The organism is Sphingomonas sp. PL-96 (genome assembly GCF_020707215.1).
GTDB lineage: Bacteria > Pseudomonadota > Alphaproteobacteria > Sphingomonadales > Sphingomonadaceae > Sphingomonas.
The window spans coordinates 177,121-201,394 of the sequence record NZ_JAJFET010000006.1 but is presented as its reverse complement, the minus strand read 5'-3'; the positions used below and the strand labels follow the sequence as shown (position 1 = coordinate 201,394).

Below are 24,274 nucleotides of genomic sequence, written 5' to 3'. Positions count from 1 at the left end.
CGACCTGAGCAGCCGCTTGCGCGGCGGGCCGTGCCGGCAGGGCGGTCAGCGGCGAGCGGGCACGCGGAATTCCGGGAACCCTTTCACCGTTGGCCGGCACGGCACGCCCGCTACTAACCCCGTCGCGCCATGCTGACACGAGTCAGCATCCAGACGCACAGCTGAATGCGTGAGCGGTGCAGCAGTGAATTCCGGCTTCCTTCAGGACGACGAGCAAGCAGGAGGTTCGCCCCCGCCTCCCCTTGCACTTCGCGCGGCCAAGGCCGATGTTTCTCCATGATATGAGCCAGTTCGCGCGTAGCCCGCTCACCGCCGTGCTGGGACCCACCAACACCGGCAAGACCCATCTCGCCATCGAGCGGATGTGCGGCCATGCGTCGGGCATGATCGGCTTTCCGCTGCGCCTGCTCGCGCGCGAGGTCTATGACCGGGTGGTGGCGATCAAGGGGGCGCATCAGGTGGCGCTCATCACCGGCGAGGAGCGCATCGTGCCCCCGGGCGCGCGGTGGTTCCTGTGCACGGCCGAGAGCATGCCGCTCGACCGCGAGGTCGCGTTCGTGGCGCTGGACGAAGCGCAGCTCGGTGCCGATCCGGAGCGCGGCCATGTCTTCACCGACCGGCTGCTGCGCGCCCGCGGGCGCGAGGAGACGATGATCCTGGGGTCGGAGGCGCTGCGGCCGATGGTGCGCGCACTGGTACCCGATGCGGAGATCATCAACCGCCCGCGCTTCTCCACCCTCTCCTATGCCGGCGCGCGCAAGCTGTCGCGCCTGCCCCGCCGCTGCGCGATCGTCGCCTTCTCGGCCGAGGAAGTGTACGCGGTGGCCGAGACGATCCGCCGCATGCGCGGCGGCGCCGCGGTGGTGATGGGGGCGCTCTCCCCCCGCACCCGCAACGCCCAGGTGCAGATGTTCCAGTCGGGCGAGGTCGACTATCTCGTCGCCACCGACGCGATCGGCATGGGCCTGAACATGGACGTGGCGCACGTCGCCTTCGCCTCGCTGCGCAAGTTCGACGGCCGCCGCCAGCGTCGCCTGACCATCTCGGAAATGGCGCAGATCGCCGGGCGCGCCGGGCGCCACCAGCGTGACGGCACCTTCGGCGGGCTGGTCGAGGAAGGGCCGAGCGCCTTTACGCCGGAGGAAGTGCTGGCAATCGAGGGGCACGTTATCCCCCCGCTCGAACAGCTCTACTGGCGCGAGGGCAGCCCCAGCTACGCCAGCATCGACGCGCTGATCGAGAGCCTGGAGCGCAAGCCCAGCCACCCCGCGCTGCGCGCCGCGCCCCAGGCGATCGACCTCGCCGTGCTCAAGCGGCTGGCCGAAGAAGATTGGGTACGCGCCCGCGCCCGCCACCCTGCCATGGTCGCACGGCTGTGGTCGGCATGCGGCCTGCCCGACTTCCGCAAGCTGGGCGTCGACCCGCACGCGCGCTTCGTCGGGCGCATCTTCCAGCATCTGAGCGAAGGCCGCGGCCACATCCCCCACCAATGGTTCGCCGACGAGATCGCGCGGCTCGACAATGTCGGCGGCGATGTCGAGACGATCGCCGGGCGCATCGCCGCCGCGCGCAGCTGGGCCTATATCGCCCACCGCGCCGACTGGCTGGCCGAGCCGGCGCACTGGGCCGACCGCACCCGCGCGATCGAAGAGCGGCTGTCGGACGCGCTCCACGATCGCTTGCGCCAGCGCTTCGTCGATCAGCGCACCACCGTGCTGCTGCGCCGCATCGGTGCGGACGCGAGCAACCTGCCGGTCGAGGTCAGCGAGGACGGCGAGGTCAGCGTCGACGCGCATGTACTCGGGCGCCTCGAAGGCTTCCGCTTCCATGTCGCGCCCGACGCGCGCGTCGCCGACAAGCGCCTGCTGATCTCGGCCGCCGAGAAGGGCCTGGCGGGCGAGCTGCGCCGCCGGGGTGCCGCGCTAGCGGGCGCGGCGGACGAGGCCTTCGTGCTCGATGCCGAGCCGGGCGAGCGACCGGCGATCCGCTGGAACGGCCTCCCTGTCGCGACGCTCGTCAACGGGCCGACGCTGGACCGTCCGGCCGTCAAGCTCGACCGCAGCCTCGACTGCCTCGACCGTGCCGCCCAGACCGCCGTGCGCGAGCGGATCGTCGCGTGGGTGGAGGGCGAGATTGCCCGCCGGGCGCCGGTCCTCGCCCGCCTGGCCGCACTGTCGCGTGACCCTGAAGCCACCGCGCCCCTCCGCGCAGTCGCGGCAGCGCTCACCGAAGTGGGCGGGATCAGCCCGCGCGAGAGCGCCGACCCTGCGCTGGACGTGCTCGCGCCCGAGGATCGCCGCCGCCTGCGTCAGGCCGGCGTGACGGTCGGCACGCTCGACCTGTTCGACGCGCGCCTGTTCCGCCCTGCCGCCGCCCGCTGGCGCGCGGCCCTGCTGGCGGCGCGCGACGGCCGCCCGGTCGAGCCGTTGCCGCCCGCCGGCGCCACCGTGCTGCCAGGCGACACCCGCGCCTGGGGCTTCCGGCGGCTGGGTGCCCAGGCGGTGCGCGTCGACCTGGTCGAGCGCATCGCCCGCGCGGCGCATGACGCGCGCGAGGGGCACAAGCCGTTCGCCCCGGACCCAGCGCTGGCGACCTCGATCGGGCTCCAGGCGGAGACGATTGCCAAGCTGATGGCGCGGCTCGGCTTCCGCAGCGCCAAGCCCGAGGGCGACCAGCCGCGCTGGGCGTGGCGCGGCCGCCCGCGTGCGCCGACACCGCGCACGCCGGCGGCACCCCGCCCCGGCAATGCCTTTGCCGCACTTGCCGGGCTGGACCTTTCGCGTGGCTGATCCCACCCCACACGGTGCCGAGTCGATGCGGCTCGATCGTTTCCTGTGGTTCGCGCGGCTGGTGAAGACCCGCAGCGCCGCGCAGAGCCTTGCCGAGGGCGGGTTGCTGCGCATCGACGGCCGCCGCATCGACCGCGCGCATTGCCCCGTACGACCCGGGGTGGTGGTCGCCTTTCCCCGCAACGGACGCGTGCTGGTGCTGCGCGTGCTGGCCCTTCCCAGGCGCCGCGGACCGGCCGCCGAAGCCGCCGAGAGCTACCAGTTGCTGGAACCCGCCCCCGCCGTGCCCGTTGACGAGGCGGGACTGCCCGCATAACGCATCCCCGTTCGAACCCCTGGAGCCTTTTCCCCAATGACCTACGTCGTCACCGACGCCTGCATCCGCTGCAAGTACATGGACTGCGTCGAGGTCTGTCCGGTGGATTGCTTCTACGAGGGCGAGAACATGCTCGTCATCAACCCGTCCGAGTGCATCGACTGCGGCGTGTGCGAGCCCGAATGCCCGGCCGAGGCGATCCTGCCGGATACCGAATCCGGCCTGGAACAGTGGCTGGAGCTCAACAACACCTTCTCGGCCCAGTGGCCCAACGTCACGCGCAAGCTCGACCAGACGCCGCCCGACGCGGATGCGATGAAGGGCGTCGAGAACAAGTACGAGCAGTTCTTCTCGCCCGAACCCGGCAAGGGCGACTAAGCCCCCGGCGCCACCCCGCGCGGCTACGTACGGGAAGAAAGCGCGGTTTTCCGGGCCGTTTCGTGCGGGTACGGCAACTCGCCGCTGGCAATTTTGCTCCGGACGCGCTATATCCCTGCGCGACGGCGGCATTTGGTTGCCCGCCGGTGGAGACGCACCCTTAGAATAGCCCCAGCGCGGCGCGGATCGGCCTGAGCCCCTCCCGTCCAGGCGCGACCCCGGGGCGAACCGGTCACGAAAGGCTACCAATGGCTGCCAAGGCGCTGTCCTTTGATGTCGGCGATTATGTCGTTTACCCCAAGCATGGCGTTGGCCGTGTCATCGAGCTTCAGAAGCAGGAAATCGCGGGCATGCAGCTGGAGCTGTACGTGCTCCGCTTCGAAAAAGAGCGGATGACGCTCCGCGTCCCGACCAACAAGGCCGAGAGCGTCGGCATGCGCAAGCTGTCGTCGGACAAGACGCTGCGTGAGGCGCTCGACACGCTCAAGGGCAAGCCCAAGGTCAAGCGCACCATGTGGTCGCGCCGCGCTCAGGAATATGAGGCCAAGATCAACTCGGGCGACCTGGTGTCGATTGCCGAAGTGGTCCGCGACCTGTTCCGCGCCGACGACCAGCCCGAGCAGAGCTATTCCGAGCGGCAGATCTTCGAAGCGGCGGCCAGCCGCCTCGCTCGCGAACTGGCGGCGATGGAAGAGGTCGAGGAGCCCAAGGCGCTCGACAAGATCCTCGACATCCTGCGTGCCTCGGCCGCGATCTACAACAAGGAGAAGACCGCGGCCTGAGCTGCGGTTGATCCTTGGGAATGGAAAAGGAGGGCGGCCCCTGTGGTCGCCCTTTTTCTTTTGGGGCGCACATCTCGCGAGTTCGCCCTTCCCTCCCCTCCTCCCAATCCGTTCATCTCGAGCAGGGATCGAGCTTGTCGAGAGCCCGTGTCGAGAGAGCCGCGGCCGGTTCCCGGGGCGCCACCTCGAGCTTGGCGGCTCCCTGAGACGAACGGGCTCGTGCGGCCAATAGCACCCTCCACCATCTGTCCCCGCGCAGGCGGGGACCCAGGGCCAAGCAGAAGCACGCCGGGTAGCACCCGCAACCCTGGGCTCCCCCCTGCGCGGGAGCACGGCGAGCGGCTACGACGCGTGACTTGCCAGCCGGACGGTGGCGGTGCGAAGCATCGGCCATGTTCCTGCTGCCCCTCCTTCTGGCGATGACCGGCGCGGCTCCTCCCCCGCAGGCGCCCGCCCGCACAGTGATGCTCACCCGCTTCGATCGACTGCGCGTCAGCGGGCCTTATGTGGTGGAGGTCGTCACCGGCGGGCGCACCGGTGCCGAGCTGCTTGGGGACCGCAGGGCCGCCGAGCTGGTGGACGTGCAGGTCGATTCGGGCGTGCTGACGATCCGCCCCGCCCCGCGGACGCAGGACGGCTTTGCAGTCGCCCGCGCGCCCGTGACCATCCGCGTGCGGACCACCGCGCCGCTCCAGGCGATCACGCTGCTGGGCGGCGGCAAGCTCAGCGCCGACCGGCTCGCCGGCACCCGTGCGGAGGTCGCCCTCAACGGCACGGGCGTGCTGACGGTGGCGAACATTGCGGCCGAACAGCTGGTCGCGACGCTGGTGGGCAGCGGTACCCTCAGCCTCGCGGGCAGCGCGCGCCAGGCGCGGGTCGCCGCCTCCGGATCGGGCAGCGTGGACGCGGCAGCGCTCGACGCCCGCGAGCTGGTGCTGCGCCAGGAGGGTGCGGGCGACGGCCGCTTCCGCGCCCGCTTCACCGCCGACGTGACGGCGAACGGCGCCGGCAGCGTGACGGTGGAGGGAACGCCGAAGTGCCAGGTCCGCGGCACCGCGGCGGTGCGCTGCGGGAAGGACTGAGGCTCAGGCGGCGACGGGGAAGCGCAGCAGCCGGTCTTCCAGCGCCACCAGCGCCTCCGCGCCGCGACCGACCGCACGCACGATCTCCGGGTGATGCGGCTCCAGTCCGCCGGTCAGCGATCCGAAGGCCGGCAGGATCAGCTTGCTGGCGGTCGCGACAAAGCAGCGCCGCGCGATCGTTCGCCCCCGCACGGTGACGCGCAGCTTCGGGTGGAAATGCCCGGACAGTTCAGGGCGGGACTCCCGCGGGTCGGCTTCGTGGCGCAGCACCAGGCCGTCCACCACCGCCTCCTCCAGCACGGCACCGCCGCAGGTGGTGGCAAAGCCCGCGTCATGGTTGCCGGTGATCCAGGTCCAGTCACATGCCGCGGTCAGCGCCCGCAACCGCTCCTGCGCCGCGACTGGCAGGCGCGCGCAGCCCTTGGGATCGTGGAAGCTGTCGCCCAGGCACCACAGCTCCGCCGGCTGAACCCGTGCGACCACCGCCTCCAGCGCGTCCAAAGTGGCGAGCGTGTCGTAGGGCGGCAGCATCTGGCCGAACTGGGCGAACCAGCTCGCCTTTTCGAAGTGGAGATCGGCAACCAGCAGCGCGCGCCGTGCCGGCCAGTACAGCGCGCCCGCGGCCAGCGCGACCAGCTCGTGCCCCGAGAACGAAAAGCGAACCATGAAGCCGCTATGCCGCGGTGGTGCGAGAACGGCAAGTCCTGCGGCCGAGACCTGTGCCACACCCGTTTGCCTCGAGCAGCCGTCGAGCGTGTTGAGACGGAGTGTCGAGAGATCGGCGGTCGCGGTTCTCTCGATACGGGCTCTCGACAAGCTCGATCCCTGCTCAAGACAAACGGGCGTGGAGGAGGGACGGGTGCGGGACGGAAGAACGGCCCGAAGCAAGCCCAACCTCAATCCAGCCGCATCGCCTCTGCCGCCATCTCTTCCGCCTCGGTGAGCAGCGCGTCCTCGGCGCTGCCCTGCGGCACTTGCTCGCGACCGATCAGCACCATCACCGGCACCGCAAGCGGGCTGATGCGCTCCAGCGTGACGTGCAGCATCCGCGCCTGCGCCGTCTCCAGCAGCGTCGCGAGGCGTCCGACATCGGTCATGCGCGCGCGCGCATCCTCCCATGCCGCCTGGAGCAGCAGATGGGTCGGCTCATATTTGCGCAGCACGTCATAGATGAGGTCGGTGGAAAAGGTGACCTGCTTGCCCGACTTGCGCTTGCCCGGATGCTGGCGCTCGACGAGCCCGCCGATCACCGCCACTTCGCGAAAGGCGCGCTTGAGCAGGTTGGAGCCCTGCACCCATTCGACGAACTCATGCTCGAGGATGTCGGGCGAGAACAGCGCGGCCGGATCGGTGATCGGCTCCAGCCCGTAGCAGGCCAGGGCATAGTCGTTGGAGACGAAGCCGATCGGTTTGAGGCCCAGCGCCTCCATCCGCCGCGTGATCAGCATGCCGAGCGACTGGTGCGCGTTCCAGCCTTCGAAGCTGTACGCGACCATGAAGTGCCGCCCCTTGTGCGGAAAGGTCTCGACCAGCAGCTGCCCGGGTTCCGGCAGGCGCGAGCGGCGGCCCTGGATCTCCAGCCAGTCGCGCACGTCGTCGGGAAAGCGCTGCCATTGCGTCCGGTCGTGCAGGAAGCTGCGGACGCGCTGGGCCAGGTTGGTCGACAGCGCCATGCGCGTGCCGACATAGGTGGGGATGCGCGCCGGCCGGCTGGACGCGCGCACGACCAGGTCGGTGAGCTCGATCCGCTCCACCTCCAGGCTGAGGCCGGCAAAGAAGAAGGTATCGCCGGTCGAAAGCGTGGAGGCGAAATATTCCTCGACCGTCCCAAGCTTGCGGCCGTTGCGGAAGCGTACGTCAAGCGTCGGCGCGTCGACGATGATGCCAGCGTTCAGGCGATGCTGCTGCACAAAACGGGGATGGCTGACCCGCCACAGCCCGTCCGCGCCCTGGGTCAGCCGCTTGAACCGGTCGTACGCTCGCAGCGCATAGCCCCCTTCCGCGATATAGTGGAGCACGCGGTCGAACGTCTCCGCATCCAGCGCGGAATAGGGTGATGCTGCACGCACTTCCTGCAGCATATCCGCAGCATCGAACGGCTCCGCGCACGCGCAGGCCATCAGATGCTGAGCGAGCACGTCGAGCGCGCCGGGGCGGAACAGCTCGGCATCGAGTTCGCCGGCTTCCACTGCGTCGAGCGCCGCCCGCGCCTCCAGATATTCGAAGCGATTGCCGGGCACGACCACCGCCTCCGACGGTTCGTCGAGCCGGTGGTTGGCGCGGCCGATCCGCTGCAACAGCCGCGACGAGCCCTTGGGTGCGCCCATCTGGATCACGCAATCGACGTTGCCCCAGTCGACGCCAAGGTCGAGGCTCGCCGTCGCTACCAGCGCGCGCAGCCGCCCGTCCGCCATCGCCTGCTCGACCTTGCGGCGCGCCTCCACCGCCAGGCTGCCGTGGTGGACGCCGATCGGCAGGCTGCGCTCGTTCGACTTCCAAAGATCCTGAAAGATCAGTTCGGCGAGGCTGCGCGTGTTGCAGAAGACGATGGTGGTGGCATGCGCCTCGATCGCCGCCATCACTTGCGGCGCGGCATAGCGGCCGGAATGACCGGACCAGGGGATGCGGTCGCTGGGCAGCAGGATCTCGATGCGCGGATCGGCGCCCGGATCGCCCTCGACCAGCGTCACCGCGTCGATGTCGCCATGCGGCGCCAGCCATGCGCGGTAATCGTCCGGATCGGCCACCGTCGCCGACAGCGCCACCCGCCGCAGCCCGGGGCTCAGTTGCTGCAGCCGGGCGAGGCCGAGCGCGAGCAGGTCGCCGCGCTTGCCGGCCGCAAAGGCATGCACCTCGTCGATGACGATGGTCCTGAGGCTCCCCAGCAGCCGGTCGGCGTCAGGATAGGAGAGCAGCAGGCTGAGCGATTCGGGCGTGGTCAGCAGGATGTGCGGCGGCTTCACCCGCTGCCGTGCCTTGCGGTCCGACGGCGTGTCGCCGGTCCGCGTCTCGACCCGGATGTCGAGGCCCATCTCGGCAATCGGGGTGAGCAGGTTGCGCTGCACATCGACAGCCAGCGCCTTCAGCGGTGAAATGTAGAGCGTGTGCAGCCCCTCCCCCGGCGCTTCGGCAAGCTCGGCCAGCGTCGGCAGGAAGCCGGCAAGCGTCTTGCCCGCGCCGGTCGGTGCGACCAGCAGCGCGTGGCGGCCGGCGCGCGCAGCCGCCAGCATCTCGCGCTGATGGCGTCGCGGCGACCAGCCGCGTGCGGCAAACCAGTTGGAAAGGGCAAGCGGAAGATCGGAGGAGTCACCAGGCACGTCGCCGATGTGGCGATCCGCCGGGCGTAACGGAAGGGATCGGCTCAGGGCAGGCGCTTTTCGCGGTCGATCCGGTCCTGCTCGTCATAGAGATTGGCCGTCGCGCGCTCGCTTTCTTCGTGCCGCCGGCGCGAGACCCGGTTGTTGAGCACCGCCCAGATGATCACGCCCAGCAGCACGATCGGGCCGATGATCGTCAACACACCCCACAGGCTTACTTCGTCCGCCACGGTCTGGGTCTCCTCTCCCGAAGAACGCCCGGCCTAAACGACGCAAACGGCTGCTTCGATCCCCTTGGGGCTCGGAAGCAGACCTCGTGCGTTTGTCCTGTATGCCGCGCCTCGCCGACTGGATCGAACCCAAGCCCCAGGGCATCTACCTGCCGCACGCCGATGCGTGGATCGACCCGTCGATCCCGGTGCCACGCGCGCTGGTCACGCATGGCCATGCCGACCATGCGCGCGGGGGGCATGAGACGGTATGGGCGACGCCTGAGACGCTTGCGATCATGGACGCGCGCTACGGGGCGCAAAACGGGCGGCCGGTCGCCTATGGCGAGACGGTCCGGCTGGGCGACATCCAGGTCTCCTATGTGCCCGCAGGACACGTGCTGGGATCGGCGCAGATCCTGCTGGAGCATCGCGGCGAGCGGGTGGTGGTGTCGGGCGACTACAAGCGCCGGCCCGATCCCACCTGCACCCCCTTTCAGCCGGTGGCGTGCGACGTGTTCGTGACCGAGGCGACCTTTGGCCTGCCCGTGTTCCGCCACCCGGAAACGCGCGACGAGATCGACAAGCTGCTCACAGCCCTGCGCGCCGAGCCCGAGCGGTGCGTGCTGGTCGGTGCCTATGCGCTGGGCAAGGCGCAGCGGGTGATCGCAGAGGCGCGGGCGATGGGCTTCGACGACCCGATCTACCTGCACGGCGCGCTCCAGCGGCTATGCGACCTCTATGTCGCACATGGCGTGGAGTTGGGAGAACTGCGGCCGGCGACCGGCGCGACCAAGGCCGAGCTGGCCGGGCGCATCATCCTGGCGCCGCCCTCGGCGCTCAACGACCGCTGGTCGCGCCGCCTGCCCGATCCGATCAGCGCGATGGCGTCCGGCTGGATGCGCGTGCGCCAGCGTGCCCGGCAGCGCAACGTCGAGCTGCCGCTGATCCTGTCCGACCATGCCGACTGGGACGAGCTCACCCGCACGATCGAGGAGATCGCGCCCCAGGAAGTATGGGTCACCCATGGCCGCGAGGACGCGCTGGTCCACTGGTGCAGCATGCGCCAGATCCGCGCCCGCGCGCTCGACCTGGTCGGCTATGAGGATGAGGACGACGACTGAGCCGGTGCGGTCGGCGGCGCGGCGTTGGTCTCCGCCACGAACGGGCGGGCAAGGCCGTGGTAGAGCCGTTCGCGACACACCTGAGCACTCACCCAGTCGGCGATCAACGCGGCCGCGAACATCGGCAGGATCAGGCCGCGGGCAGCCGTCGTCTCGCTGACGATGATGACGGCGGTAAAGGGCGCGCGCACGACGCCGACGAAATAGGCGACCATGCCGATCACCACCACCGCACCCGGCGGGGAGTATGGGAACAGCGCGGTCAGCAGATTGCCGAAGCCCGCGCCGATCGCGAGCGAGGGCGCAAAGATGCCACCCGGCGCGCCCGTCAGCGTCGTGGCAAGCGTCGCCACCAGCTTGGCAGGCCCGAACCACCCCGAGAGCGCCCCGCCCTCCACCAGCGTGCGGGTCGCGCCATAGCCGGTGCCCCAGGTCGCCCCGTGGGTCACCACGCCCAGCACTGCCACCACCACGCCGCACAGCCCGGCGAACAGCACCGGGCGCGCCTTGAGTGCGCGCGCCCAACCGATCCGACCGTCGCTGAACCCCAGTACCGACCGGGTGAACAAACCACCCGCGATCCCGCCGAGCACGCCGGCAAGCGGCGCCAGCAACAGCACGCGATGGAATCGCAGCGTCTGGTGGACGGCGCCGAAATAGACATAGTCGCCCGCCACGCCCAGGCTGACCATGCCGGCGATCATCACCGCGCCCATCACCAGAATGGCGACCCGCTGCTCATAGGCGGCGGCAAGCTCCTCGATCGCGAAGGCGACGCCGGCAAGCGGCGTGTTGAATGCGGCGGCGACACCCGCCGCACCCCCTGCGATCAGCACCCCGGCGGTGACCGGCACGCGCAGCACGCGATGCAGCGCGACCATGATCGCGGCGCTGACCTGCACGCTCGGCCCCTCGCGCCCGACCGACGCGCCGAACAGCAGCATGCCCACCGTCAGCACCAGCTTCTTGGCGGCAGTGCCCAGCGACAGCATCCGCTGCGCTGCCATCCTGTCGGTCGCCTGGCCTGCCGCAATCACCTGGGGAATGCCGGACCCTCGCGCAGCAGGTGCCCAGCGGCGCGTGGCCCAGACGATCGCCGCAAAGGCGAGCGGCGTCGCCACCAGCGGCGCATAGGGCCAGCGCGCCACCGCATGGCCGAACAGCTCCTGCGCAAGGTCGCTCGCGCGAGCGAAGGCGAGCGCCACCAGTCCGAGCAGCACCGCACCGGCCGCGGTTGCGATCCGCCGCTTGAGGATCGGCCACTGCCCCAGAGCACCGCGCCGGGTACGGATTCGCCACAGGCGGCGCGTGCGATCGGACAGGAATGGCATGCTGCGGCTCTTGGGCCAGATCGGTTGCGACGAAAACCGCGATTCGCGGGAAACCCCCGCTTCAGCCGCCTTGCAGCGCCTTTTGCCGGCGACGCTGCACCGAGGAGCCGATCCCCATCGACTCGCGGTACTTGGCCACCGTCCGCCTGGCGATGTCGAAGCCCTTCGCGTTGAGCAGCTCGACCAGCGTGTCGTCGGACAGGATCTTGCGGGGATCCTCGGCGGCGATCAGCGTCTTGATCGCATCCTTCACCGCGGCCGCCGACACCGCCTCGCCCCCGTCCGCGGACTGGATCGCGGAGGTGAAGAAATATTTCAGTTCGAACAGCCCGCGCGCGCAGCTGAGATATTTGTTCGAAGTCACGCGGCTGACGGTCGATTCGTGCATCTCGATCGCATCGGCCACCTGGCGCAGCGTCAGCGGGCGCAGCTGTGTCACGCCCTTGCGAAAGAAGCCCTCCTGCTGCTTCACGATTTCGGCGGCGACCTTGATGATGGTGCGCTGGCGCTGGTCGAGCGCCTTCACCAGCCAGTTGGCGCTGGCGAGGCATTCGGACAGCCAGGCGCGCGACGCCTTGTCCTGCCGCCCGCCCGCAAGCTCGACATAGTAAGCGCGGTTGACGAGCAGCCGCGGCAGCGTGGCCGCGTTGATCTCCACCGCCCAGCCGCCCCCGCGCGGCGCCACGAACAGGTCCGGCACCACCGCCGGCGTCCGCTCCCCGCCGAAACGGCAGCCGGGCTTGGGATCATAGCCGCGCAGCTCGCGGATCATGTCGGCGAGGTCCTCGTCATCCACCCCGCACAACCGCTTGAGCTGCGGCAGCGCGCCCCTTGCCACCAGATCGAGATTGTCGATCAGCCGCGCCATGCAGGGGTCGTAGCGGTCGGCCTCCTTCGCCTGCAGGATCAGGCATTCGGCCAGGGTGCGCGCCCCCACGCCGGTCGGGTCGAAGCTCTGGATGGTCGCGAGCGCCGCCTCGACCTCGGCGAGTGGCACCCCCAGCCGGTTGGCGACGTCCAGCAGCGAACCGGTGAAATAGCCGCACTCGTCGATCTGGTCGATCAGCTGCTGCGCCACGAACAGCGCGGGGCCGGACAGCGCCGCCCCCGCCTGTGCCAGCAGATGGTCGGCAAGCGAGGGACCGTCCGCGGCGAGCCCGTCGAGGTCGATCCCCTCTTCGCCCGAGCCGCCCGCGCCAGCGCCGCTCGCCCCCAGGCCGCCGTCGAGGGCGCCGATCGCGTCGCCGGGGCCATCGTCGATGAACCGCTCTGCCGCCATGTCGACGTCAAGCGCTTCGCCGCCTGCTTCGCCCACCAGCACCAGCTCGTCGGCGCCCGCAGGTTCGTCGCGCACGACCGCGACGTCGGCTGGCGAGGTCGCCTCGCCGTCGCCCGCGTCCTCACCGCCTCCCGCCTCCAGCAGCGGGTTGCGCTCGACCTCCTCGGCAATGACGCCTTCGATCTCTAGGTTGGAGAGCGCGAGCAGGCGAATCGCCTGCTGCAGCTGCGGCGTCATCACCAGCGACTGGGACTGGCGAAGATCGAGGCGGGGACCGAGCGCCATCAACCCTGCCCCGCTCGAGCGCGATCAGCCTGCCGGTGCCGTGCGAGACGCAAAAGGCGCCCGGCCTGTGCCATGGCTCTAAAGCGAGAAGCCCTCGCCCAGATACAGGCGGCGGACGTTGGCGTCGGCCACCAGTTCTTCGGGCGAGCCGGTGAACAGCACGCGGCCATCGTAGATGATGTAGGCGCGGTCGACGATGTCGAGCGTCTCGCGCACATTATGGTCGGTGATCAGCACGCCGATGCCGCGCTGCTTCAACTGCCCGACCAGGTCGCGGATATCGGCGATCGAGATCGGATCGATGCCCGCGAACGGCTCGTCGAGCAGCATGATCGACGGATCGGCCGCAAGCGCGCGCGCGATCTCGGCGCGCCGCCGCTCGCCGCCCGACAGTGCCATCGCCGGCGCATCACGCAGCCGGGTGAGGCCGAACTCGTCGAGCAGCCGTTCCAGCCGCGCGCCGCGCGCCTTTGCATCCGGCTCGGCGAGTTCGAGCACCGCCAGGATGTTCTTCTCGACCGTAAGACCCCGAAAGATCGAGGTTTCCTGCGGCAGATAGCCCAGACCCAGGATCGCGCGGCGGTACATCGGCAGGCTGGTGATATCGTCGCCGTCGAGCATGATGCGCCCGGCATCCGGCTTCACCAGACCCATGACCGAATAGAAGCTCGTCGTCTTGCCCGCGCCATTGGGGCCGAGCAGGCCGACGACCTCGCCGCGGCCGACCGACATGGACACGTCCGACAGCACCACGCGCTTGTCATAGGATTTGGCGATCGACACGACCGACAGGCCATGCGCCATCGTCGGCTCCGCTTGGGGTGCCGTGGTCGGGCTGGCGAGGGTGGTCACATCGTCCATCTGGGGCTCCCTGCTGGCATGCCGCGGGTCAGGGCCCGGGACACGCACGCAGCTGGCAAGGGTGGTGCATGATTCTGGGGCGCAGGGAAAGGGGGCACACCGCCCCCCTTCGCCTGGCCGTGCGTCAGTTGCGCTTGGGGACCGAAAAGCTGCCGCTCACGCGACCGCCCTGTTGCGTCACGCCGCCGGCCGACCCGCTGCTGCTGCCGCTCGCCACGCCCGACCCGTCGATGGTCGCACGGCCCGTGTCGAGGTCGATCGACAGGCGTCCGCCGTTCAGCCGGTTGGTTCCTTGCGTCAGCGTCACATTGCCGATCATCGTCACGACGCGGCGATTGACGTCATAGACGGCGAAGTTCGACTTGGCGGTTTGATCCGGGCGGGTGACCGTGACACCACCGGCGGCGTCCAGCCGCGATGCCTGTGGCGATCCGGAGGCCACCTGGCCCGTATAGGCGACAGTCACGCGGTTCGCGGTCAGCGTCATGGTGGCCTGTCGGATGGTCACGCCCCCGGTCAGGATCGCACGGTTGGCACGGTCCTGCAGCTCGATCGACTGCGCGCTGAAGTCGATCGGCGCGCTGGAATTGTGACTCACCTGTCCCGAGGCGGCATGCGCCACCAGCAGTACTACGGGTGCCGCGACGAGCAGGAGGTGCGAAACACGGTTCATGGCTGCCTACTTCGTTCGCCCGGGCTGAATGCGCAAGCGGGCATTGCCGTCCAGACGCACGGTTCGCGCCTCCAGGTCGGCCGAAAGCCGGTCGCCGCTGAAAGTTCCAAGCGGCGTGGTGCCGTCGGCCGCACCCCCGCTGCGCAGCTTGCGAGTCTTCAGATCGACCGTCGCGTCGCGCGTGTCGAGCCGATAGCCGTCGGCGGCCCGGAACGCGATCGGCCCGTCGATCGCCATCTGCTCGCTGTCCAGGTCATAGCGGCCGTGGTTGGCGTTGAGCCTGGCGGGGCCGTCCCGCAGCTGGATCTCGGCCGCGAGCTTGTCGAGCTGCACGATCGGCTCGGCCGAGCTCTTCTGGACGGCGGAACCCGCGGTCAGCGCGAACGGCTGGCCCTTGCTATCCTGACCCGAATAGCGCGCGGACTGGATACGCAGCCGCTCCTTGGCGACCTCCACCTTGTTCTTGTCGAGCACGAAGCTGACGTCGCCGCGCATGAACAGCGGTGCCAGTACCAGAAACGCCGCCAGGATCCCGATCCCCACCGGCAACGCGACCAGCGACAGCCGGATCAGCCGGTCATGGCGACTGCCGGGAAGCGCCCATCGCTGGCGCTCGGTCCGTTCGCGGCGGGCAATCTCCGACATGGGCGACCCTTACATATGTGCGAAGATGTCGACTTCGGGCCAGCCGGCGAGGTCGAGATCAGCGCGATGCGGCAGGAAGTCGAAGCAGGCCTTGGCCAGCGCACTGCGGCCTTCGCGTGCCAGGCGGCGGTCGAGTTCCTCGCGCATCGCGTGCAGGTAGCGCACGTCCGACGCGGCATATTCCTTCTGCGCATCGCTCAGCACCGGCGCGCCCCAGTCCGACGACTGCTGCGCCTTCGAGATTTCCTGGCCCAGCAGTTCGCGCACCAGTTCCTTCAGCCCGTGCCGGTCGGTGTAGGTGCGCACCAGCTTGGAGGCGACCTTGGTGCAATACACCGGCGCGGCGACGGTTTCGAGATAGTGGCGGATCGCCGCCAGGTCGAAGCGGGCGAAGTGATAGAGCTTCACACGGTCGGGATCACCCAGCACGGCGCGCAGGTTGGGCGCTGCATAATCGCTGCCGGCTGCGAAGCGGACCAGGTGCTCGTCGCCCCGCCCGTCGGAGATCTGCACCACGCACAGCCGGTCGCGGTGGGTGTGCAGCCCCATGGTTTCGGTATCGACGGCAACGTCGGCGCCCGGCGCGAACACGTCGGCGGGCAGGTCTTCTTCGTGCAGGTATACAGCCATGTGCCACGCCTAGACGCTTCATGGGGCGGGCTCAATGGCCGGAAGTTTTCTTCGAGTCGGCAATCCCGATTCGAGCGGCCGCGCGGCAGGGACGCGGTCCAAGGGCGCTTGCAGTCGCCAGCCGATCGGTAGAAATACCGGTTCAAAGAGCCAAGCTGTGCCGTCTCCGCCACGGTTCAGGCCCGATCGTGCACCCATTGCCGCAAAAATGTCGAAAAGGTTTTCGCCTTGGGGCGTTTCGGCTATGGTGGCGACGTGGCGCATCTGCCTGTGCGCCCAGAGACCTGCGTCATTCGTCCGACGCTTGGGTTCTGATGGTGAGGATTTGGGCGAGCCGGGAAGACGAACAGGGCAATGAGTTTCGATCGAGGGCGCCGCGGAGATCGCGGCGGGCGCGGCAAGGACAAGCGCGACAGTTTTGGCGACGAGAGCTACGGCGGCTATAGCGACCGCGGCGGCTTCGGCGGCGGCAGCAGCTACGGCGGCGGCGGCGATCGCTTCGGCGGCGGTGGCGGCGGCTTCGGCGGCGGCGATCGCTTCGGCGGTGGTGGCGGCGGCTTCGGCGGCGGGGATCGCTTCGGCGGTGGCGGCGGCGGTGGCGGCTTCCGTGGTGGTGGCGGCGGCGGTGGCCGCGGCATGCCCCCGCAGGTCGTTGGCGAAGCCACGGGTGTCGTGAAGTTCTTCAACGGGCAGAAGGGCTTCGGCTTCATCGTGCGCGACGACGGCGGCGAGGACGTGTTTGTTCACATTTCCGCAGTCGAGCAGGCAGGCCTGACCGGTCTGGCCGAGGGCCAGCCGCTCGGCTTCACCCTGGTCGATCGCGGCGGCCGCATCTCGGCCACCGAGCTGAAGATCGACGGCGAGCCGATGCCGGTGACCGAAGGCGGCGGCGGTGCACCGCGCGACCGTGATGCCGGCCCGCGTGGCGGCGGCATGGGCGGCCCGCAGCGTCAGCTGACCGGCGAGCGTGCTTCAGGCACGGTCAAGTTCTTCAACGCGATGAAGGGCTTCGGCTTCATTCAGCGCGACGATGGCCAGCCGGACGCGTTTGTTCACATCTCGGCCGTCGAGCGCGCGGGCATGCCCACGCTCAACGAGGGCGACAAGCTCGAATTCGAGCTTGAGGTGGACCGCCGCGGCAAGCACGCCGCCGTGAACCTCCAGCCCAAGGGCTGATCCGGAATGCCGTCCGGCCGCCCGTCGGCCAGGCGGTTCCGCAACCGTGTCGCCGCGATGGTCCTTGCCATCGCGGCGACACTGGTTTCGGGCGCCCCTGCCCCCGTTGCCGCGATCGGGCAGACGGCGCCTGTACCCGCGCCTGCCCCGGCGCCCGTTTATCCGATCACCGCGCGGATCGTCGCGCGATACCCGCATGATCCGTCGGCCTTCACCGAAGGCCTGCTGTGGCATGACGGCGCGCTCTACGAGAGCATCGGGCTGGAGGGCCGTTCGGAGGTCCGCCGGGTGCGGCTGGAGGACGGCAAGCTGCTCGCCCGCGCGACGCTGCCCGCCAGCCAGTTTGGCGAGGGGCTCGGGCTATGGGGCAACACGCTGGTCAGCCTGACCTGGACCACCGGCATCGGCCATCGCTGGGATGCCGCCACGCTCAAGCACCTCGGCAGCTTCCGCTACAGCGGCGAAGGCTGGGGCCTGGCGAGCGACGGACAGGCATTGGTCCAGTCGGACGGCTCAGCCGTTCTGCGCTTCCGCGACCCGAAGAGCTTCGCCGTGCGGCGCGAGCTGACCGTCACCGCCAACGGCCGGCCCGTCCGCAACGTCAACGAGCTGGAGGTGATCGACGGCGCGATCTTCGCCAACGTCTGGCACCGCAACTATCTGATCCGCATCGATCCGGCGAGCGGAGCCGTGACCGGGCTGGTCGACCTCTCCACGCTGGTGGCGGAGATCGGGGCGGCCGATCCGGAAGCCGTGGCCAACGGCATCGCCTGGGACCCGGTGAAGCGCCGCCTGTTCGTGACCGGCAAACTGTGGCCTACCGTGTTCGAGATCGCACTGGAGGCGGAATAGGCGATTCTTCGCATCGCACTAGGTTGCGAGCGAACCCCGCCCATTGTCCTGAGTAGCCATTGGGCGAAGTCGAAATCGCGGATCGAAGTACCGCCACGGATGCTTCGATACGGGGCTTCGACAAGCTCAGCCCCTACTCAGCACGAACGGTTGTGCCAGATCCTTGCGGCACCAGCCGGAACGGAGGGGAAGCTCACGTCGCCATCCCCAGCAGCGTGTCGATCCGGTCCGCCTCCGCCGCCGGCTTGTCGCGACGGATGCGCGCAATCCGGGGGAACCGCATCGCCAGACCCGACTTGTGGCGTTTCGAGGCATGGATCGAATCGAACGCGACTTCCAGCACCAGCGTCTTCTCGACCTCGCGTACCGGGCCGAAGCGCTGCACCGTGCTGGTGCGCACGAACCGGTCGAGCCATTTCAGCTCCTCGTCGGTGAAGCCCGAATAGGCCTTGCCTACCGGCAGCAATTCGCCGCCCTCGGCCGGGTCGCCGGTCCAGCAGCCGAAGGTATAGTCCGAATAGAAGGACGACCGCTTCCCGTTGCCGCGCTGGGCGTACATCATCACGCAATCGGCGGTGAGCGGATCGCGCTTCCACTTGTACCACAGCCCCACGCGCCGGCCCGCCACATAAGGGCTGTCGCGGCGCTTGAGCATGACGCCTTCGATCGCGGCGTCGCGCGCGCCCTCGCGGATCGCCTCCAGCGCGGTGAAATCAGGCGCCTCGATCAACTGGGAGACGTCGAACCGGTCGGGGTCCAGCGCACCCGCGAACCGTTCGAGTGCCGCCCGCCGCTCGGTCCAGGGCAGCGCGCGCAGGTCCTGCGTTCCGTCGAACAGAATGTCGTAGAGGCGGACGAACGCCGGATAGTCGGCCAGCATGCGCTTCGACACGGTCTTGCGCCCCAGCCGTTGCTGGAGCGCGTTGAAGCTTGCGGCACCATCGGCGCCGCCCAGCGCATGACCCTGCGCCTCGCCCTTCACCAGCAGCTCGCCATCGAGCACGCCAGGCGTGCGAAACGCCTCCGCAACCTCTGGAAAGCTGCCGGTGATGTCGTCACCGGCACGGCTGTAGAGGCGAGTCTCGCCGCCGGCATGGACCAGCTGCACGCGGATCCCGTCCCATTTCCACTCCGCGGCATAGTCGGCGAGGTCGACTCGCCCGTCGTCGAGCGGATGGGCGAGCATGAACGGCCGGAACACGGGCAGCTCGGCGCTGTGGGGCTGCGGCGCCTGCCCCTGCCCCCATGCGAACAGCGGGCCATAGGGAGGCGTGAGGCCATGCCAGACCTCCTCCACCGCATCCACGTCCAGCCCGAACGCCTGCGCGAGCGCGGTTTTCGCGAGGCGGGCCGAGACGCCGGCGCGCAGCCCGCCGGTCGCGAGCTTCAGCAGCGCGAAACGTTCGTCCGAGTCCAGCCGGTCGAGCATGGCCGCAAGCACCGCCGGCGCATCGCCGCGCGACAGCGCCGCCAGCGTGTCGACCACCTCGCCCAAAGGCAGCGGCCCTGCCTCGCGCGCAGCCGCGCTCCCGGCGACCGGCTCGGGCCAGAGCAGCGCCACCGTTTCCGCAGTGTCCCCGACGAAGTCGCGGCTCATGCCGAACAGGACGGGGTCGACACGCGCCTCGATCATCTGGCGGATGATGGCGGGCTTCACCGCGGGCAGATCGAGGTCGCCGGTCAGCGCCGCGATCGCCCAGCCGCGGTCGGGGTCCGGCGTGGTCCGCAGATAATCGCCGATCAGGCGGAGCTTGGCATTGCGCGACCGGGTGTAGATCAACCGGTCGAGCAGGTCGGCGAACGCACGCATGATCGATCAACCCGCCGGCCCGGCGCTTGGTTGCGCGACGCTCAGCGAATGCGGCGGTACCGGAACGGCACGTCCTGCGCAGCTTTGCCGTCCTCGGCGATCTTCACCCAGACGGTGAATGTGTCCGGCCCCTCCCGCACCAGGGTCAATCCGTCGAAGAAGAAGCGATTGTCCTCGACCGCCACCAGCGGGAACTCGACTGCCTTGCCGCCCTTGGCGTCTTCCCAGCCCGTCAGGTCAGCGTTGAAGTGGCGCAGGCGGTAGACCAGCGTCTGACCGCGTGGCACGATCTGCAGCAGCTCGTAAAAGAGGACTGCGCCCTTGCCGTCCTCCTGCAGGAAATGGCCGGCGATGCCGCCTGCTTGCGGCGCCGAGTAGACTTCGGTCGCGGGGCCGCCGTAGCCGTCCCCGTGCCACTCGCCCTGGAGCCATGCGAGATCGGCGATGCGGGCGTGCGGCGGCGGCGTTCCAGGAAGGGCCGCCCGGGTCTGCGGATCGGCTGCGGCCAGCACCAGCAAGCCCGCGACGATTTCCGTCAGCCCCACAGCGCCTCTCCCCGCCGGCATAACCGGCGGGGAGAATAGATCGGAATGCGGGCTAGTCTATCGCCTTCTTGATGCCCCTGCCGGCAAGCAGCCCGAGCACCAGCAGCACGACAAAGATCGCGACCGCGATGTAGAACAGGACCTTTGCGATATCGACGAACGCGCCGCCGATCCCGCCAAAGCCGAGAACGCCGAGCACAAGCCCCGCGATCAGAAAGATGATGGCCCAACGCAGCATGATGTCTCCTCCTGTTGCCTGAGCCCTCAACCGAGCGGGCCGGCCGATCGTTCCATCGGCCGGCCTAGCGCGCTCAGCTGCGGCGGCCGGCTTCGAACAGGAACCAGGCACGCTCCTCGGCCTGGTCGATCCACTCGTCGGCCAGGCTGCTGGTGGCGGTGTCGCCCGCCCCCTCGGCAGCTTCGCGCGCGGCGCGCATCGATTCGACCAGCTTGAGATTGTCGTCGCGCAGGATGGTCAGCATCTCGCCCGGCGCCACGAAGTCGCGGTCGTCATCGGCCAGCTGCTGGCGGCGCGCGATGTCGCCGATCGAGCGCAGCGTGGTACCGCCGGTCTTGCGAACCCGCTCCGCGATCACGTCGGTGATGGCCAGGATCTGCGCCGCCTGATCGTCGAGCATCAGGTGATAGTCGCGAAAGTGCGGGCCCGACACATGCCAGTGGAAGTTCTTGGTCTTGAGGTAGAGCGCGAAACAATCCGCCAGCGTGCCGTTCAGCGCGTCCGCGACGGAGCGGACCTTGTTGCTGTTCAGGTCGGTGGGGGTGTCGAGCGCCGGGTTCGTGTCGGCCATGGAGTCCTCCGGGTGTATGGTTCGGTAGGGCAACGAATTCTGCCCCGAATCGCTCCCGTTCAAGGGCAGCCGTCAAAAAACCCCGCCTAGCCGAGCCGCAGTGCCCGCAGGGCAAGCACGGCTCCGGTGACGAGCAGCACCGTGGCAACCCCGATCCGCGCCGCGTCGCGTCCGGGCCAGCCACACCACGTCCGCTCGCCCAGCGACACGGCCACGCCCCCGACTGCCACCGCCGCCACGCCTGCGCCGATCGCGGCAAGCACCGGGCTGGCGCCCCAGGCGGCGAACCCGACCACCAGGAACTGGCTGCGGTCGCCGAATGCGAGGATGAAAATGCCGAGCAGCGTGGTTGCGAAGCTGCCAATGCGCCAGCCCGCAAGCCGGTCGGCGAGCCTGGACCGGAGAAAGCCGCCCGCCCCCGCGAATACCAGCGCGAGCGCCAGCAGCAGCGCGCGCGCATTGGGGCTCATGCCCGGTGCCAGCAGCGCGCCGCCGGCCGCTGCCAGCGCGAAGCCGGCACCTTGCGCCACCACCAGGCCGAGAATCACGCTTCCTCTGGCGCCGAACCGGTCGCCGAGCACGGCTGCGAGCCGGGCCGGCGGATCAAAGACCTGGGTGAGCAGCACCGCGACGAAGGCAGGAACCAGTGTCTCCATCCGCGGTCCGGCGTTCAGCCGGCGAGTCGCACCGAACAGGCCGCGGCATAGACCGAGCCCGAGTCGCCCGCGCCACGCTGGGCCAGCGCATCCTCAAGGATCGAGACCAGCCCCTGCAGCAACGGGCCGCACTCGCCGCGCGCCAGCGCCGAGTCGATCGCGCGGATCACCGGCGTCGCCGCCACCAGCCCCTGCGCCGCGGCCAGGCGACGAATCCCCTCGACCTCCGCGGCGAGCTGGCGAACCGGGCTGCCGCTCAGGCGAAGCGCCGCCAGGCCGTGCTGGAATTCGATGGGCGTGCCGACACCTGCCTCGATCATCGCTTGGGCCCTCTCCTTGGGTGCTGCGGCAATGTGCCGTCTTTGCGTGAAGGAACGATGAAACAGGAGTGCCAGTACACGCAAGCACCGTCTCGGCCTTGACATCTGCGGGCGAGTGACGCATGCGGCCCAGCCTGTGGGCGGCCGCGGTTTGCGCGCGCCGCTTTTTTGTTTTTTCCACGCTGTCCGGTACCGCGAACCGAAGGATTTCAGGGTCATGGCAAAGCCGACCACCGTCAAGATCAAGCTCGTCAGCACGGCCGACACCGGCTTCTTCTATGTCACCAAGAAGAACCCGCGCACCCAGACCGAGAAGTTCAGCTTCCGCAAGTATGACCCGATCGTGCGCAAGCACGTCGAGTTCAAGGAAGCCAAGATCAAGTAATCGGCCTGCCGCTCCCCACGACGGAGCGGCCTCAGCCGGCCAGCGCCGCGTCCGCCGATCCCTCGGCCTGACGCGGCAGCAGCGCCCGCACCTCCTCGACGAAGCGCACCACCGAGATCGGCTTGGTGACATAGGCATTCGCGCCGGCTGCGCGAATCCGCTCCTCGTCCTCACGTCCCACATAGGCGGTCACCGCCATGATCGGGATGTGCCGCAGCTTTGCATCCAGCTTCAGACGCCCGATCAGCTCCAGTCCCGTCATGTGCGGCAGCTGGATGTCGGTGATGATCAGGTCCGGCACGAACGCGCGCGCCCGTGCCACCGCCTCGCGCCCGTCGCGCACCGGCTCGGTCGCGAACCCGTGTGCGCGCAGCAGGTCGCAAAACAGCTTCAGATTGAGTTCGTTGTCCTCGACAACGAGCACCCTTTTTGTCACGTCCCAGGCCCGCTTCATTGATGCCAGGGGATGTAGGGCATGCCGCCCGACGAAACAAATGCCGAAGCCGCCGCCACGCTGGCACTCGGCGCGCTGAGCTGGGTGCTCGCCGATTCGGAGCGGGCGCGCCGCTTCCTCGACATCACCGGCATCACGCCCGATGATCTGCGCGCCAGCGCCGGTACGCCGGCCTTTCTGGCGGCGGTGATCGGCTTTCTCGAAAACCATGAGCCCGACCTGATCGCCTGCGCGGAGGCGCTGCAGGTGACGCCGGAGCAGCTGACCCGCGCACGCCGCGTTCTGGAGCAATGATGAAGCCACTGCTGATTACCGATTGCGACGAAGTCCTTCTCCACATGGTGCGCCACTTCGGCGACTGGCTTGGCGAACATCACGACATCGACCTGCGCATGGACGAACCGAGCTTCGAGACCGCGATGCGCCACCGCGACGGCGGTGCGCCGGTTACGCGCGAGACGATGTGGTCGATGGTCGACGGCTTCTTTCCGGCCGAGCTGGAACGGCAGACCCTGGTTCCGCATGCGGACACGGCGCTGGCGCTGCTTGCCGAGCGGGCCGACATCGTCATCCTGACCAATCTGCGCGATCATTGCCGCGAGTCGCGGATTGCCCAGCTTTCCACCCACGGCATCGAGCACCGGGTCGAATGCAACCAGGGGCCCAAGGGCGCAGCGGTCGCCCGGCTGGTGGCTGAGCATGGCAATCCGGTCACCGTGTTCGTGGACGATCTGCCCAGCCACCACGAATCGGTCGCGGAGCATGTGCCCGGCGTTCACCGGCTGCACATGATCGCCGAACCGCAGCTGGCGTCGCACGTCGCCCCTGCGCCCGCCGCCCACGCGCGGATCGACGACTGGCGCGAGGCGGCGGCGTGGATCGGCCGGCGGTTCGACGCGGGGGTGCCGGCAGAGGCTTGACCCTTGTCCAGCCCCGCGGGATGACCCTTTCTATGGCAACTGACATCCCTGCAAAGCTGGCCGAACTCGGCCTCACCCTCCCCGAAGCGGCGGCGCCGGTCGCCGCCTATGTGCCCGCCGTCGAGGCGGGCGGCCTCCTCCACATCTCGGGACAGCTGCCGTTCCAGGACGGCGCGCTGATGACCGGCCGCCTGGGTGAGGACCGCGACCTGGACTATGGCGTGGAGGCAGCGCGTCGCTGCGCGCTGATGCTGCTGGCACAGGCGGAAAAGGCGCTCGGCACCCTCGACCGCGTGGGCCGGGTCGTGAAGCTTGGCGTGTTCGTCAACAGCGCAGGCAGCTTCACCGACCAGCCCAAGGTCGCCAACGGCGCGTCGGAGCTGATGGTCGCGGTGTTCGGCGACGCCGGCAAGCACGCCCGCAGCGCGGTCGGCGTGCCCGTCCTGCCGCTGGGTGCCGTGGTGGAAGTGGACGCGATCCTGGAAGTCCGCTGACCGCACGTTGTTGCTGCAGCGCAACTACGCCCTGCAAAATGTAACATCCCGGAAACAGACGTTGTGCGCCGCCCCTGCCAGCGGCACCTTGGTGTCGCGGCACAGGGGACGCGCACGACGTCCCAGGCCGCAAGCAGGAGGAGAACCATCAC

Annotated in this window: 28 protein-coding genes; 12 read left to right on the top strand and 16 right to left on the bottom strand. The window is 69.2% G+C overall.

Annotated features, from left to right (window positions below; translation table 11 throughout):
• Positions 1–281 precede the first annotated feature (281 nt).
• The 5 genes from LK533_RS12630 (at position 282) to LK533_RS12610 (ending at position 5,347) form a co-directional block, all read left to right on the top strand.
• Entirely contained in the window at positions 282–2,789 is a 2,508-nt protein-coding gene (locus tag LK533_RS12630) for a helicase-related protein (RefSeq protein ID WP_229363356.1), read from the top strand.
• A gap of 25 nt (positions 2,790–2,814) precedes the next feature.
• The gene (locus LK533_RS12625; protein ID WP_229363427.1) at positions 2,815–3,105 is read left to right on the top strand and encodes an RNA-binding S4 domain-containing protein; all 291 of its coding nucleotides are present in this window, start codon (positions 2,815–2,817) and stop codon (positions 3,103–3,105) included.
• 36 nt (positions 3,106–3,141) lie between these two features.
• Complete coding sequence (gene fdxA, locus LK533_RS12620; RefSeq protein ID WP_125959090.1) at positions 3,142–3,483, top strand: ferredoxin FdxA; 342 nt, start codon at positions 3,142–3,144, stop codon at positions 3,481–3,483.
• Positions 3,484–3,731: 248 nt separating this feature from the next.
• Positions 3,732–4,265: a CarD family transcriptional regulator gene (locus tag LK533_RS12615; RefSeq protein ID WP_125959091.1), complete on the top strand. Its 534-nt coding sequence runs from the start codon at positions 3,732–3,734 to the stop codon at positions 4,263–4,265.
• A 392-nt stretch (positions 4,266–4,657) separates the two neighbouring features.
• A complete protein-coding gene (locus tag LK533_RS12610; RefSeq protein ID WP_229363355.1) occupies positions 4,658–5,347 on the top strand; it encodes a head GIN domain-containing protein in 690 nt (229 codons plus the stop codon).
• Positions 5,348–5,350: 3 nt separating this feature from the next.
• Here the strand turns inward: LK533_RS12610 and pdeM are convergent, their stop codons facing one another.
• The 3 genes from pdeM to LK533_RS12595 form a co-directional block, all read right to left on the bottom strand.
• Positions 5,351–6,013: a ligase-associated DNA damage response endonuclease PdeM gene (gene pdeM / locus LK533_RS12605; protein WP_229363354.1), complete on the bottom strand. Its 663-nt coding sequence runs from the start codon at positions 6,011–6,013 to the stop codon at positions 5,351–5,353.
• Positions 6,014–6,243: 230 nt separating this feature from the next.
• Positions 6,244–8,664, bottom strand: a complete 2,421-nt coding sequence (locus LK533_RS12600) for a ligase-associated DNA damage response DEXH box helicase (protein ID WP_324255297.1) — start codon at positions 8,662–8,664, stop codon at positions 6,244–6,246.
• A 44-nt stretch (positions 8,665–8,708) separates the two neighbouring features.
• Positions 8,709–8,894: a hypothetical protein gene (locus tag LK533_RS12595; RefSeq protein ID WP_229363353.1), complete on the bottom strand. Its 186-nt coding sequence runs from the start codon at positions 8,892–8,894 to the stop codon at positions 8,709–8,711.
• Positions 8,895–8,995: 101 nt separating this feature from the next.
• On the opposite strand from LK533_RS12595, the gene LK533_RS12590 reads away from it, so the two are divergent.
• Positions 8,996–9,997: a ligase-associated DNA damage response exonuclease gene (locus tag LK533_RS12590; RefSeq protein WP_229363424.1), complete on the top strand. Its 1,002-nt coding sequence runs from the start codon at positions 8,996–8,998 to the stop codon at positions 9,995–9,997.
• Here the strand turns inward: LK533_RS12590 and LK533_RS12585 are convergent.
• From LK533_RS12585 to LK533_RS12560, 6 genes are all read right to left on the bottom strand, one after another.
• Positions 9,973–11,328 carry a chloride channel protein gene (locus tag LK533_RS12585; protein ID WP_229363352.1) on the bottom strand — a complete coding sequence of 452 codons (1,356 nt, stop codon included), beginning with the start codon at positions 11,326–11,328 and terminating at the stop codon, positions 9,973–9,975. The genes LK533_RS12590 and LK533_RS12585 overlap by 25 nt on opposite strands.
• A 61-nt stretch (positions 11,329–11,389) precedes the next feature.
• Entirely contained in the window at positions 11,390–12,892 is a 1,503-nt protein-coding gene (rpoN, locus tag LK533_RS12580) for an RNA polymerase factor sigma-54 (protein ID WP_229363351.1), read from the bottom strand.
• 78 nt (positions 12,893–12,970) lie between these two features.
• Entirely contained in the window at positions 12,971–13,753 is a 783-nt protein-coding gene (gene lptB, locus LK533_RS12575; RefSeq protein ID WP_420705857.1) for an LPS export ABC transporter ATP-binding protein, read from the bottom strand.
• A 124-nt stretch (positions 13,754–13,877) separates the two neighbouring features.
• On the bottom strand, positions 13,878–14,426 hold the full coding sequence (locus tag LK533_RS12570; protein WP_229363350.1) for an LptA/OstA family protein: 549 nt from the start codon (positions 14,424–14,426) through the stop codon (positions 13,878–13,880).
• Between the two features lie 6 nt (positions 14,427–14,432).
• Entirely contained in the window at positions 14,433–15,071 is a 639-nt protein-coding gene (lptC, locus tag LK533_RS12565; RefSeq protein ID WP_229363349.1) for an LPS export ABC transporter periplasmic protein LptC, read from the bottom strand.
• Positions 15,072–15,080: 9 nt separating this feature from the next.
• Entirely contained in the window at positions 15,081–15,701 is a 621-nt protein-coding gene (locus tag LK533_RS12560) for a ribonuclease D (RefSeq protein WP_229363348.1), read from the bottom strand.
• A gap of 354 nt (positions 15,702–16,055) precedes the next feature.
• Between LK533_RS12560 and LK533_RS17980 the strand changes: the two genes are divergently transcribed.
• Positions 16,056–16,877 carry a cold-shock protein gene (locus tag LK533_RS17980; protein ID WP_324255296.1) on the top strand — a complete coding sequence of 274 codons (822 nt, stop codon included), beginning with the start codon at positions 16,056–16,058 and terminating at the stop codon, positions 16,875–16,877.
• Between the two features lie 57 nt (positions 16,878–16,934).
• Complete coding sequence (locus LK533_RS12545; protein WP_229363347.1) at positions 16,935–17,729, top strand: glutaminyl-peptide cyclotransferase; 795 nt, start codon at positions 16,935–16,937, stop codon at positions 17,727–17,729.
• A gap of 193 nt (positions 17,730–17,922) precedes the next feature.
• On the opposite strand, the gene LK533_RS12540 is transcribed toward LK533_RS12545, so the two are convergent.
• The 6 genes from LK533_RS12540 to LK533_RS12515 all read right to left on the bottom strand — a co-directional run bounded on the left by LK533_RS12540 (position 17,923) and on the right by LK533_RS12515 (position 21,869).
• The gene (locus LK533_RS12540; RefSeq protein ID WP_229363345.1) at positions 17,923–19,539 is read right to left on the bottom strand and encodes a cisplatin damage response ATP-dependent DNA ligase; all 1,617 of its coding nucleotides are present in this window, start codon (positions 19,537–19,539) and stop codon (positions 17,923–17,925) included.
• Between the two features lie 41 nt (positions 19,540–19,580).
• Positions 19,581–20,084: a DUF6265 family protein gene (locus tag LK533_RS12535; protein ID WP_229363343.1), complete on the bottom strand. Its 504-nt coding sequence runs from the start codon at positions 20,082–20,084 to the stop codon at positions 19,581–19,583.
• A gap of 52 nt (positions 20,085–20,136) precedes the next feature.
• Positions 20,137–20,322 carry a DUF1328 family protein gene (locus tag LK533_RS12530; protein ID WP_229363341.1) on the bottom strand — a complete coding sequence of 62 codons (186 nt, stop codon included), beginning with the start codon at positions 20,320–20,322 and terminating at the stop codon, positions 20,137–20,139.
• Positions 20,323–20,395: 73 nt separating this feature from the next.
• Positions 20,396–20,893 (bottom strand): Dps family protein, encoded by a 498-nt coding sequence (locus LK533_RS12525; protein WP_229363339.1) that lies wholly within the window; start codon positions 20,891–20,893, stop codon positions 20,396–20,398.
• Positions 20,894–20,979: 86 nt separating this feature from the next.
• Positions 20,980–21,549, bottom strand: a complete 570-nt coding sequence (locus tag LK533_RS12520; protein WP_229363337.1) for a hypothetical protein — start codon at positions 21,547–21,549, stop codon at positions 20,980–20,982.
• A gap of 14 nt (positions 21,550–21,563) precedes the next feature.
• Positions 21,564–21,869, bottom strand: coding sequence for a hypothetical protein (locus LK533_RS12515; protein ID WP_229363335.1), 306 nt, complete (start codon positions 21,867–21,869; stop codon positions 21,564–21,566).
• A gap of 217 nt (positions 21,870–22,086) precedes the next feature.
• Here LK533_RS12515 and rpmG point away from each other — a divergent pair, with 217 nt between their 5' ends.
• Positions 22,087–22,254: a 50S ribosomal protein L33 gene (gene rpmG, locus LK533_RS12510; protein ID WP_125959110.1), complete on the top strand. Its 168-nt coding sequence runs from the start codon at positions 22,087–22,089 to the stop codon at positions 22,252–22,254.
• Positions 22,255–22,285: 31 nt separating this feature from the next.
• Here the strand turns inward: rpmG and LK533_RS12505 are convergent, their stop codons facing one another.
• On the bottom strand, positions 22,286–22,690 hold the full coding sequence (locus LK533_RS12505) for a response regulator (RefSeq protein WP_229363421.1): 405 nt from the start codon (positions 22,688–22,690) through the stop codon (positions 22,286–22,288).
• A gap of 39 nt (positions 22,691–22,729) precedes the next feature.
• Here LK533_RS12505 and LK533_RS12500 point away from each other — a divergent pair, with 39 nt between their 5' ends.
• The 3 genes from LK533_RS12500 to LK533_RS12490 are packed head-to-tail and all read left to right on the top strand — an operon-like array spanning position 22,730 to position 24,122.
• Complete coding sequence (locus tag LK533_RS12500; RefSeq protein ID WP_229363333.1) at positions 22,730–23,002, top strand: DUF3572 domain-containing protein; 273 nt, start codon at positions 22,730–22,732, stop codon at positions 23,000–23,002.
• Positions 23,002–23,628, top strand: a complete 627-nt coding sequence (locus LK533_RS12495; protein WP_229363332.1) for an HAD family hydrolase — start codon at positions 23,002–23,004, stop codon at positions 23,626–23,628. The genes LK533_RS12500 and LK533_RS12495 overlap by 1 nt, the downstream gene beginning before the upstream one ends.
• A 32-nt stretch (positions 23,629–23,660) precedes the next feature.
• Entirely contained in the window at positions 23,661–24,122 is a 462-nt protein-coding gene (locus LK533_RS12490) for a RidA family protein (RefSeq protein ID WP_229363330.1), read from the top strand.
• Positions 24,123–24,274: the final 152 nt, after the last annotated feature.

Bases quoted from the DNA above. Each gene is read 5' to 3' on its own strand.
- LK533_RS12520 (WP_229363337.1), bottom strand. From the start codon at position 21,549: ATGGAGACACTGGTTCCTGCCTTCGTCGCGGTGCTGCTCACCCAGGTC.
- rpoN (WP_229363351.1), bottom strand. From the start codon at position 12,892: ATGGCGCTCGGTCCCCGCCTCGATCTTCGCCAGTCCCAGTCGCTGGTG.
- LK533_RS12570 (WP_229363350.1), bottom strand. From the start codon at position 14,426: ATGAACCGTGTTTCGCACCTCCTGCTCGTCGCGGCACCCGTAGTACTG.
- fdxA (WP_125959090.1), top strand. From the start codon at position 3,142: ATGACCTACGTCGTCACCGACGCCTGCATCCGCTGCAAGTACATGGAC.
- LK533_RS12610 (WP_229363355.1), top strand. From the start codon at position 4,658: ATGTTCCTGCTGCCCCTCCTTCTGGCGATGACCGGCGCGGCTCCTCCC.
- LK533_RS12500 (WP_229363333.1), top strand. From the start codon at position 22,730: ATGCCGCCCGACGAAACAAATGCCGAAGCCGCCGCCACGCTGGCACTC.
- LK533_RS12515 (WP_229363335.1), bottom strand. From the start codon at position 21,869: ATGATCGAGGCAGGTGTCGGCACGCCCATCGAATTCCAGCACGGCCTG.
- LK533_RS12590 (WP_229363424.1), top strand. From the start codon at position 8,996: ATGCCGCGCCTCGCCGACTGGATCGAACCCAAGCCCCAGGGCATCTAC.
- LK533_RS17980 (WP_324255296.1), top strand. From the start codon at position 16,056: ATGAGTTTCGATCGAGGGCGCCGCGGAGATCGCGGCGGGCGCGGCAAG.
- LK533_RS12545 (WP_229363347.1), top strand. From the start codon at position 16,935: ATGGTCCTTGCCATCGCGGCGACACTGGTTTCGGGCGCCCCTGCCCCC.
- LK533_RS12530 (WP_229363341.1), bottom strand. From the start codon at position 20,322: ATGCTGCGTTGGGCCATCATCTTTCTGATCGCGGGGCTTGTGCTCGGC.
- LK533_RS12525 (WP_229363339.1), bottom strand. From the start codon at position 20,893: ATGGCCGACACGAACCCGGCGCTCGACACCCCCACCGACCTGAACAGC.
- rpmG (WP_125959110.1), top strand. From the start codon at position 22,087: ATGGCAAAGCCGACCACCGTCAAGATCAAGCTCGTCAGCACGGCCGAC.
- lptC (WP_229363349.1), bottom strand. From the start codon at position 15,071: ATGTCGGAGATTGCCCGCCGCGAACGGACCGAGCGCCAGCGATGGGCG.
- LK533_RS12615 (WP_125959091.1), top strand. From the start codon at position 3,732: ATGGCTGCCAAGGCGCTGTCCTTTGATGTCGGCGATTATGTCGTTTAC.
- LK533_RS12585 (WP_229363352.1), bottom strand. From the start codon at position 11,328: ATGCCATTCCTGTCCGATCGCACGCGCCGCCTGTGGCGAATCCGTACC.
- LK533_RS12630 (WP_229363356.1), top strand. From the start codon at position 282: ATGAGCCAGTTCGCGCGTAGCCCGCTCACCGCCGTGCTGGGACCCACC.
- lptB (WP_420705857.1), bottom strand. From the start codon at position 13,753: ATGGACGATGTGACCACCCTCGCCAGCCCGACCACGGCACCCCAAGCG.
- LK533_RS12495 (WP_229363332.1), top strand. From the start codon at position 23,002: ATGAAGCCACTGCTGATTACCGATTGCGACGAAGTCCTTCTCCACATG.
- LK533_RS12625 (WP_229363427.1), top strand. From the start codon at position 2,815: ATGCGGCTCGATCGTTTCCTGTGGTTCGCGCGGCTGGTGAAGACCCGC.
- LK533_RS12540 (WP_229363345.1), bottom strand. From the start codon at position 19,539: ATGCGTGCGTTCGCCGACCTGCTCGACCGGTTGATCTACACCCGGTCG.
- pdeM (WP_229363354.1), bottom strand. From the start codon at position 6,013: ATGGTTCGCTTTTCGTTCTCGGGGCACGAGCTGGTCGCGCTGGCCGCG.
- LK533_RS12560 (WP_229363348.1), bottom strand. From the start codon at position 15,701: ATGGCTGTATACCTGCACGAAGAAGACCTGCCCGCCGACGTGTTCGCG.
- LK533_RS12490 (WP_229363330.1), top strand. From the start codon at position 23,661: ATGGCAACTGACATCCCTGCAAAGCTGGCCGAACTCGGCCTCACCCTC.